The sequence below is a fragment of the Cellulophaga sp. genome, assembly GCF_039943695.1.
Taxonomy (GTDB): Bacteria; Bacteroidota; Bacteroidia; order Flavobacteriales; family Flavobacteriaceae; genus Cellulophaga.
The window spans coordinates 37,824-48,674 of sequence record NZ_JBDVAA010000212.1; the positions used below are offsets into that span (position 1 = coordinate 37,824).

Genomic DNA, 10,851 nt, shown 5'->3' on the forward strand with positions numbered 1-10,851 from the left:
CGACAAATAATCAAACTTTAACGAATATAGGAACAGTATTTGCCTTATATAAAAATAGATTTATTACTTTTATAATTGATTAAGGATTAATTTATGGATGACAATTTTTCACCTAGAGTAAAGGATGTAATTGCGTATAGCAAGGAAGAGGCGTTAAGACTTGGACACGATTTTATTGGTACCGAGCACTTAATGCTTGGGTTACTAAGAGACGGAAACGGAAAAGCAATTAACATATTAGATGCATTAGAGGTAGATTTAGATCATTTGCGACGCAAGGTGGAAATACTAAGCCCAGCAAACCCTAGTTCTGACAATTTGCAAAAAGATAAAAAAAACTTGCACTTAACAAGGCAAGCAGAACGCGCGTTAAAAACAACATTTTTAGAAGCTAAACTTTTTCAGAGTTCTTCTATTAATACTGCGCACTTATTATTATGTATTTTGAGAAACGAAAACGACCCTACAACAAAACTTTTACACAAGCTAAAAGTAGATTATGATAATGTTAAAAGCGAATTTAAAACTATCATCACTAAAGATGAAGACTATATAGATACACCAAGAGCAGAATCTTTTCCTGGTGACTCTGATAGTGACAATGATGAAAAGGAAAGCTTTGGAGGCTCTACCGCTGGCCCAAAATCTAACAAAAAATCTAAAACTCCTGTTCTAGATAATTTTGGTAGAGATTTAACCAAAATGGCAGAAGAAAACAAGTTAGACCCTGTTGTTGGTAGAGAAAAAGAGATAGAGCGTGTATCGCAAATTTTATCTCGTCGTAAAAAGAACAATCCGCTTTTAATTGGTGAACCTGGCGTTGGTAAAAGTGCCATAGCAGAGGGCTTAGCTTTACGTATTATAAATAAAAAAGTATCTAGAATTTTATACAACAAGCGTGTTGTAACACTAGACTTAGCTTCTTTAGTTGCTGGAACAAAATACCGTGGACAGTTTGAGGAGCGTATGAAAGCTGTTATGAATGAGCTAGAAAAGAATGATGATATTATTCTTTTTATTGATGAAATACACACTATTGTTGGTGCTGGTGGTGCTACCGGAAGCTTAGATGCATCCAATATGTTTAAACCTGCATTAGCTCGTGGAGAAATTCAATGTATTGGTGCTACAACTTTAGATGAGTACAGACAATATATAGAAAAAGATGGTGCATTAGAACGTCGTTTTCAAAAAGTAATTGTAGAACCTACTTCTGTAGATGAAACAATAGAAATTTTGCAAAATATTAAAGGCAAGTATGAGGAACACCACAATGTTAATTATACCGATGAAGCTTTAGTAGCCTGCGTAAAATTAACGAACCGTTATATGACAGATCGTTTTTTACCAGACAAAGCTATTGACGCTTTAGATGAAGCAGGATCTAGAGTACACATTGTAAATATGGATGTACCTAAACAAATTCTTGAGTTAGAAAAACAATTAGAAGATGTTAGGGAACTTAAAAATACTGTTGTTAAAAAACAACGTTATGAAGAGGCTGCTAAGTTAAGAGATGACGAAAAAAGAATTGAAAAAGATTTAGCACTTGCTCAAGAAAAATGGGAAGAAGAAAGTAAATTACATAGAGAAACTGTAACAGAAGAAAATGTTGCAGATGTTGTATCTATGATGAGTGGTATCCCTGTAAACAGAATTGCACAAACCGAAATTAATAAGTTAGCTGAATTACCTAACCTTATTAAAAGTAATGTTATTGGCCAAGATGATGCAGTTGCAAAAGTATCTAAAGCAATACAACGTAACAGAGCCGGACTTAAAGATCCTAACAAGCCAATTGGTTCGTTTATATTTCTAGGTCAAACTGGTGTTGGTAAAACACAATTAGCAAAAGTACTTGCTAAAGAGTTGTTTGATTCTGAAGATGCACTTATACGTATTGATATGAGTGAGTATATGGAGAAATTTGCAATCTCTAGATTAGTAGGTGCACCTCCAGGATACGTTGGCTATGAAGAAGGAGGACAATTAACTGAAAAAGTACGTAGAAAACCTTACTCGGTTGTATTATTAGACGAAGTAGAAAAAGCGCATCCAGATGTGTTTAACATGATGCTACAAGTATTAGATGATGGTTTTTTAACTGATAGCTTAGGTCGTAAAATTGATTTTAGAAACACTATCATTATTATGACATCTAATATTGGTGCACGTCAATTAAAAGACTTTGGACAAGGTGTTGGTTTTGGTACGTCTGCTAAAAAAGCACAAGCAGATGAACACCAAAAAAGTGTTATAGAAAACGCTCTTAAAAAAGCGTTTGCTCCAGAATTTTTAAATAGAATTGATGACGTTATCGTCTTTAATCCTTTAGAAAGAGCAGATATTCACAAAATTATTGACATAGAATTAAGTAAACTATACACTAGAATTAAAGATATAGGATACATTTTAACATTATCTGAAAAAGCTAAAGACTACATTGCAGATAAAGGATTTGACAAACAATATGGCGCAAGACCTTTAAAAAGAGCTATTCAAAAGTACATTGAAGATGCTTTAGCTGAAGAAATAGTAAATTCTAAACTGGAAGAAGGTGATAGTATTTTTATGGATTTAGATGATGACAAAAATGAACTTACAATTAAAATTGAAAAAGAGGGTAAAGCTTCTGAAGCATAAAAAATTATAAGTAACTTATTAAAAAAGGGATCAATACATATTGATCCCTTTTTTTTATACCGAAAAACTTTTAACTTAAAGATTTTGCCATTCATTATTCATATTAGCAACTGTTAAAGGATATATTAACCTTTTATCTAGTTTTTTTCTAATTATCTTAACATAAAATTATTTTAGCGCCCGAACACTATTTTATTACATACATATATGAAGATGGGGCAAACCAGAAAGGCTGTAATTGTTAAAGAATATCAATTAGAGTCTGGAAAAATATACATCTATGATAATTATATGGTAGCTTCTTTTGATGAAGGCACTACTATTACATTAGAAAAAGTTTTTCAAATTATAGGCATTTCAGAAATACATTTTAGAGACAGAGATTTTGGATACATTAGTTTACGCAAAAACTCTTACGCAATAGACCCTACAGTTTATAACTTTGTTAGAGGATTAGAAAATTTAAAAGCATTAGCAATTGTTTCTGTAAAAGAAATAGATATGCATAATTTTAAAATTGAAAAAATGTTCTACAAAAAACCAATGAAGTTTTTTATAGAATACTCTAACGCATTAACTTGGGTAAAAAGAAGGTTAGGTTCTGCAGCGACAGCAAAAGCTAAAGAATAACTTTTAGTGTCGCTACTCTAACCTATATTTAAGCTTTTTGCTGTTCCTGTTGTTGTGGAGCCTCTGGCCTTTTAAATAATTCTATAAACGCCCCTCCTATAGAATTTGCAATATTAGAAGCTGTTAGAGATTGATATCCCAAACTCTCTACAGCCAAGTCCCCTGCACTACCGTGTAAATAAACACCAAAAATTGCAGCAACCACTTGCGGATATCCTTGTGCAATTAACCCAGTTATTACTCCTGTTAACACATCACCACTACCAGCAGTTGCCATCCCTGGATTACCTGATGTATTTATAAATCCTTTACCTTTATATAATACTATAGTATGAGCTCCTTTTATAACAAGCACACATTTGTGTTCTACAGAAAACAACTTAGCTTTTTCTAATTTATCAAAATCATTATCCCACTTACCAACCAAACGCTCTAACTCTTTAGGATGCGGTGTTAACACACTATCTTCTGGTAAGAAACTAAATAATTCTTTATTTTCTGATAAGATATTTAGAGCATCAGCATCTATAACTAAAGGTGATTTATTTTGCTTTAAAAAGCTTACAAAAGCAGTCACAGTTTCTTTTTCTTTTCCTAAACCAGGACCAACGCCTATTACTGTTGGCTCTAAATCAAAATTAAAATCAGAAACAATAGTGTCATTATCTGCTGTATGCACCATAATTTCTGGCATAGAACTCTGCATAGGCACATAACCACACTTAGGTAAAAAGGCAGATACCAATCCGCTACCAGCATTTAAAGCTCCTTTAGCAGCTAGTATTGTAGCTCCAATTTTACCATAACTACCCCCAATTATTAAAGAATGACCATAAGTTCCTTTATGACCAAATTTTTCTCTAGGGATATAACTTTGTAAAACTTCATTTTTACTAATTAGTGTGTACTCCGTTTCTGTAACGGTTAAATATTCTACATCAATACCTATATCTATTATTTCCCACTGATTGCAATAAATACCCGTTTGCGGTAAAAAGAAAGCTAATTTAGGTGACTGAAAAGTAAGTATATGATTTGCCTGTATTATAGCATTAGGATCCTCTACAACTTTATTTAAAAATAAGCCCGATGGAACATCTACCGCTAAAATAAAAGCTTCTGTTTTGTTTATATGAGTCATCAACTTAGCTACCCAAGTCACAGGTGTTCTATTTAAACCAATACCAAAAATAGCATCTACAACAATATCTTCTCTCCCTATTTGTGGTAATTCTGTCTCTTCAGACAAAAAGTTAGGCCAAACATTTCTATCCTTTAAACGTTTTAAGTTTGTTAAAAACTCATCTGTTCTTTTTTCATTATAATTTACAATGTACACTTCTATATTATAACCGTGCTCTTGTAAATGTCTTGCAACAGCTAAACCATCTCCTCCATTATTACCTATACCACAAAACAAATGTATTTTAGGTTGTGCTCCTTGCAAACGCAAGTGCAACCAGTTAAATATTTGTACTGCAACACGCTCCATTAGCTCATCACTAGTAATTTGCTGTTTTTTAATTGTAAATTTATCAGCTTGGTATATCTGTTCTCCTGTAAAAATCTTCATTCTATAAAAATATTAGGCTTTTACTATTAAAATGGTAAAAGTTTTAGAAATCATTTGTTTAAAAAGACAAAAGTACTACATTTGATTTGTTAATAAGCAAAGCTTAAACAAACATTTTGGACAACGTAACTACATTTTCTACTACAATTTTTACTTGTGTTATTACTAACACAACAATTACCCCTTTGGGGTAATTTGCTATATAATACACGTCCGTTATACGTATTGTTTTATCAATACAACTTACAAAAATCTATAATTATTTTACAATGAAAATATTAAAGTTCGGCGGAACTTCGGTTGCCAACGCCAATAACATAGAGTTAGTTAAAAATATAGTTAAAAATTCTACTGAAAAGACAGCTGTAGTTGTTTCTGCATTTGGAGGCGTAACAGATCTATTATTAAAAGCTGCAGAATTAGCTTCAATACACCAAGAAGACTACAAAAAAGTATTTTTAGAGATTGAAGATAGACACCTTTCTACCATAAAAGAACTAGTGCCTGTTACTAACCAAAGTAGAGTTTTAAGTAAAGTAAAAAACGAGCTAAACATTTTAGAAACCTTATTAGAAGGTGCATTTTTTATTGGAGAAATAACACCAAAACTATCTGATAAAATTGTTAGCTATGGCGAGTTACTATCTTCTTATATAATTAGTGAATATTTTATTTCTCAAGACTTAGATGCTGTATATAAAGATAGTAGAGATCTTTTAAAAACAAATACAAATTACGGAAAAGCAGCTATTTATAATTTTGATGATACAAATAATTTAATTGAAGATTTTTTTAATAATAATTCTGCTAAAATTACGGTATTGGGTGGTTTTATAGCTTCTTCAGTAAAAGGAGACTCTACTACTTTAGGTCGTGGTGGATCAGATTATACAGCTGCAATTATTGCAGCTGCTGTTAACGCAAATGATTTAGAGATTTGGACAGACGTTAGCGGTATGTATACTGCCAATCCAAAACTTGTAAAACAAGCTAAAGCTATAGTTAATATATCATATAAAGAAGCAATGGAGCTTTCTCACTTTGGTGCCAAAGTACTGTATCCTCCTACAATACAACCTGTACTCACAAAAGGAATTCCTATTACAATTAAAAACACATTTAATCCTGAATCTCAGGGTACTACTATTACAAAAAATCTGGAACAAAATGGCAAAACAGTTCGCGGCATTAGTCATATAGAAAATATAAGCCTTATTTCTTTAGAAGGTCCAGGTATGGTAGGAATTCCTGGAATATCTAAGCGCTTTTTTGAAGTTTTATCTATAGCACAAATAAGCATTGTACTTATTACTCAAGCATCATCAGAACACTCTATTTGTGTTGCAATTGATGCCAATGACGTTAATTTGGCAGAAGAAGCTATTAATAATGAATTTGAATATGAAATCTCATTAAAAAAAATAAAACCAGTATTAGTAGAAAATAATCTTGCTATTATAGCTTTAGTTGGTGATCATATGAAAAATCACCAAGGGTTAAGTGGTAAAATGTTTAGCACGCTAGGAAAAAATAATGTAAACATTAGGGTTATAGCTCAGGGATCATCAGAACGTAATATTTCTGCTGTTATAGATAAAAATGACGTTAAAAAAGCCCTAAACTCTCTTCACGAAAAGTTTTTTGAAGAAAACACAAAACAATTAAATTTGTTTATTATGGGAGTAGGCAATGTAGGTTCTAAACTATTGCATCAAGTTAAACAACAAAAAAAATATTTAAAGGAAAATTTAAAACTAAATATAAGAGTTATTGGTATTTCCAATTCAAGAACTATGTTTTTTGACGAAGAAGGTATCTCTCTAAAAAATTGGGAAACATTGCTTACTAGTGGAGAAAAAGCAAATAAAGAAGCCTTTTTTGATAAAGTAAATAAACTAAATTACAGAAACAGCATATTTGTAGATAATACAGCTAGCGCAACAGTATCTAATACTTATGCAGACTATTTAAGCAATAGTATTTCTGTGGTTACATGTAATAAAATTGCCTGTTCATCTGAATATACTAATTATAGTAAATTAAAGTATTTAGCGCAAAAATATAATGCTCCGTTTTTATTTGAAACTAATGTTGGTGCTGGCTTACCAATTATAGATACTCTAAAACATTTAATTGCTTCAGGAGATAAAATTTTAAAAATACAAGCTGTTTTATCTGGTAGTTTAAATTTTGTATTCAATAATTTTAATGATAAAACTACATTTCATGATGTTGTAAAACAAGCACAAGAAGAAGGCTACACAGAACCCGACCCTAAAATTGATTTAAGTGGGATTGATGTTGCTCGTAAAATTTTAATTCTAGCTAGAGAAAGTGGTTATAAATTAGATATTGAAGAAATTAAAAATGCACCGTTTTTACCTGAAGAAAGTTTAAACACAACTAATAATGATGACTTTTTTGCTTCATTGATTAAATATGAAGCATCTTTTCAAGACATGTATAAAGCAGCGGCAGAAAAAGACTCAAAATTAAAGTATGTAGCTCAATTTGAAGACGGTAAAGCTAGTGTTGGATTACAACATATTCCTAAAGGACACGATTTTTATAATTTAGAAGGAAGTGACAATATTGTTTTATTTTTTACTGAAAGATACCCTAACCAACCTATGATTATTAAAGGTGCTGGTGCAGGTGCAGATGTTACGGCTTCTGGAATTTTTGCTGATATAATAAGAATAGGAAATTTTTAATTATGAAAAACGAAATCAGAGTATTCTGTCCTGCAACTATTGCTAATATTTCTTGTGGTTTTGACGTTCTAGGAGTTGCACTAGACAATGTTGGCGATGAAATGGTTGTAAAAAAAACAACTAAAAAAGGCATTACAATAACCAAAATAGAAGGTCAAGATTTACCTTTAGAAACACATAAAAATGTAGCTGGCGTAGCTGGCTTAGCGTTATTATCTGCTACTAATTACAGTGGTGGTTTTGAAATAGAAATTTATAAAAAAATTAAAGCTGGCAGCGGTATTGGAAGTAGTGCAGCCAGCTCTACTGGTGCCGTTTGGGCTATGAACAAGTTATTAGGAGAACCTTTTTCTAATTTAGAATTAGTGCAATTTGCTATGAAAGGTGAAGAATTAGCCAGTGGAGTGCAACATGCAGATAATGTTGCTCCTGCTATATATGGCGGTTTTACTTTAGTCCGCAGCTATAATCCTTTAGATATTATAAAAATAAATACACCTAAAGAATTATACGCTACTGTAATTCACCCACAAATAGAAATTAAAACATCAGACTCAAGAAAAATACTAAAAACAACTATTTCTTTAGCAGACGGAATAAAACAATGGGGAAATGTTGGCGGATTAATAGCTGGTCTTTACACAGAAGATTATAAGCTAATAGGAAGATCTCTAGAAGACCACATAGTAGAACCTATAAGATCTATTCTTATACCTGCTTTTGACAATGTTAAATCTGCTTCGTTAAATGCTGGTGCGTTGGGTTGTGGTATTTCTGGTTCCGGACCTTCAATCTTTGCTTTAAGCCAAGGAAAAGAAATTGCAGAAAAAGTAGCAAAAGAAATGCAAAATGTATATAATAAAGTAGGTATAGACTATGATATTCACGTTTCTAACATTAATACCATTGGAGTAAAAAAAATAGCATAGCATTTAAATTTTTACAACAACACATTAATTATAATAACAACAACATTCAAGACCTGTTTTATATTGATTTTTAGACATCTAAAAAAACATATTAAGTTTTGTGGTTTGTTTGGTTGTTAGTATATTACAAGTATAAAGAAATCCAAATACAAACATTATGTTGGAAGACAGCAAAGAAGAACTACAAAACAATGTAGGGGGTGAAGAAAATTCAGAAACTACTGATGCTAATACTGTTTCAGAGAAAACTACTGAAATAACAAGCGAAGGTGCAGCTAAAAAAGAAACATCTGAGGAAATAAACAAAGATGAAAAAGAAATTTTAGATGAGATTGAAGAAACCAATGCAGAAGATGCAGAGGATAATGACAATCAACAAAGACACGAAATTCCCCTATTAGATTACCATGCTATGAGTATGGAAAACTTAGTTGGAGAACTACAGCGCTTAGTAAAGAATGAAAAAGTACAAGCCATTAAGAAACATATTGATGGTATCAAATATGAATTTGATTTAAAATTTCAAGAATTTCTTGAGCACAAGAAAGAAGAATTTATAGCTAATGGTGGTAATGAAATTGATTTTAGATACAACTCCGTAACTAAAAGACAGTTTAATGAAGTGTATTCGGATTATAGAGAAAAAAAAGATGCTTATTACAAAAACTTAGAAAGCAACTTAAAAACTAATCTAGAAAAGCGTCTTCAAATAATTGAAGACCTAAAAGGGTTAGTAAATGTTGAAGAAGATATAAACACTACCTACAAAAACTTTAAAGACCTACAGGAAAATTGGCGTAACGCAGGTCCTATTCCTAGGACCGACTATAACAATGTATGGCGTACTTACCACCACCACATTGAAATATTCTACGACTTTTTACACTTAAACAGAGAGTTAAGAGATTTAGATTTTAAACACAATTTAGAAGAAAAACTTAAACTTATTGTTCGTGCTAATGCATTAGCCAATGAACCAGACTTAAACAAAGCTTTTAGAGAGCTACAAACATTACATAAAATCTGGAAAGAAGATATTGGTCCTGTTGGGAAAGATCATAGAGAACAAATTTGGGAAGAATTTAGTAACGCTACTAAAGTCTTACATCAAAGAAGACAAGATTACTATAAAGATCTAGACAAAGTTTACGAGGTTAACTTAGAGAAAAAGAATGATATAATTTCTAAGATCAAAGACATTGCAGAAAATACTTCTAGCAATCACAAAGAACTTCAAAAACAAATTAAAGAAATTGAAGCTCTTAGAGAAGAATTTTTTAAAGCAGGTAAAGTACCTCAGAAATTTAATGAGGAAACTTGGGCAACATTTAAGGAAGCCGTTAAAACATTTAATAAATCTAAAAATGCTTTCTACAAGAATTTAAAGAAAGAACAACAAGACAATTTAGATAAAAAAAGAGCATTATTAGAAATTGCTCTTGCCACAAAAGATAGTGAAGATTGGGATGTTGCGACTAAAGAAATGAAACGTATACAAGGCGAATGGAAAACTATTGGCCATGTCCCTAGAAAGTATTCAGATAAAATATGGAACGAGTTTAAAGGAGCTTGTAATCATTATTTTGATAGATTACACGCTTTAAAAAATCAATCTAGCAAAGAAGAACTTGTAAACCTTGAACACAAAACAGCGTGTTTAAACAAACTTAAAGAATTTCAATTATCTGGAGACAGATCTAAAGACGTTGCTGATATAAAAGAATTTATTAATGAATGGAAAAAGTATGGTCACGTACCTTTCAAAAAGAAAAACATTAATAACAAGTTTAATACCATTTTAGATGCTATTTTCAGAAAGCTAGATATTAGTAAACAAGAATCTGAATTACTTAAGTACGGTGATAAAATTCAAAAATTATCTGCAAGCGATAATGAAAACGCTATCTACAAAGAAAGATTATTTATTAAAAGGAAAATTGATGAAAGTAAAAATGAAATACGTCAATTAGAAAATAATTTACAATTCTTTTCTAACGCTTCAGAAGACAATCCTTTAGTAAAAAATGTTCTTAAAAATATAAATAGTCAAAAAGATTCTTTAAATACCTGGAAAGCAAAGCTGAAGAAGTTAAACATATTGGAAAACAGTATTAACAAAGAAGAGGAAGATACTTCAGGAGAAGAAGAATAAATAACATAAATACAATTTTATAGAAGAGAGTAACATAATGTTACTCTCTTTTTTTGTTTACACGCATAAATATAAACAACAAAAGTCCTAGAAGTTAGCTTCTAGGACTTTTATTGTGTTTGGTATAATCTAATCAATGCTATAAAGTATTGTTTGTATAGCGCATACAAAGCAGTTTATAATTTGTAATCTTTGATTTTAGGGTATAAA

6 protein-coding genes are annotated in these 10,851 nt (G+C 31.2%); 5 read left to right on the forward strand and 1 reads right to left on the reverse strand.

The window, feature by feature from the left end:
• Positions 1–93 precede the first annotated feature (93 nt).
• Together ABJD66_RS15390 and ABJD66_RS15395 are read left to right on the forward strand one after the other, a co-directional pair.
• On the forward strand, positions 94–2,643 hold the full coding sequence (locus tag ABJD66_RS15390) for an ATP-dependent Clp protease ATP-binding subunit (protein ID WP_100896443.1): 2,550 nt from the start codon (positions 94–96) through the stop codon (positions 2,641–2,643).
• 207 nt (positions 2,644–2,850) lie between these two features.
• Positions 2,851–3,273: an STAS/SEC14 domain-containing protein gene (locus ABJD66_RS15395; protein WP_198519447.1), complete on the forward strand. Its 423-nt coding sequence runs from the start codon at positions 2,851–2,853 to the stop codon at positions 3,271–3,273.
• A 28-nt stretch (positions 3,274–3,301) separates the two neighbouring features.
• On the opposite strand, the gene ABJD66_RS15400 is transcribed toward ABJD66_RS15395, so the two are convergent.
• Positions 3,302–4,846 carry an NAD(P)H-hydrate dehydratase gene (locus ABJD66_RS15400; protein ID WP_348133262.1) on the reverse strand — a complete coding sequence of 515 codons (1,545 nt, stop codon included), beginning with the start codon at positions 4,844–4,846 and terminating at the stop codon, positions 3,302–3,304.
• A gap of 269 nt (positions 4,847–5,115) precedes the next feature.
• On the opposite strand from ABJD66_RS15400, the gene thrA reads away from it, so the two are divergent.
• From thrA to ABJD66_RS15415, 3 genes are all read left to right on the forward strand, one after another.
• A complete protein-coding gene (gene thrA / locus ABJD66_RS15405) occupies positions 5,116–7,560 on the forward strand; it encodes a bifunctional aspartate kinase/homoserine dehydrogenase I (protein ID WP_348133265.1) in 2,445 nt (814 codons plus the stop codon).
• A gap of 2 nt (positions 7,561–7,562) precedes the next feature.
• A complete protein-coding gene (locus ABJD66_RS15410) occupies positions 7,563–8,489 on the forward strand; it encodes a homoserine kinase (RefSeq protein ID WP_303543672.1) in 927 nt (308 codons plus the stop codon).
• A 157-nt stretch (positions 8,490–8,646) separates the two neighbouring features.
• Entirely contained in the window at positions 8,647–10,641 is a 1,995-nt protein-coding gene (locus ABJD66_RS15415) for a DUF349 domain-containing protein (protein ID WP_303543670.1), read from the forward strand.
• Positions 10,642–10,851 lie beyond the last annotated feature (210 nt).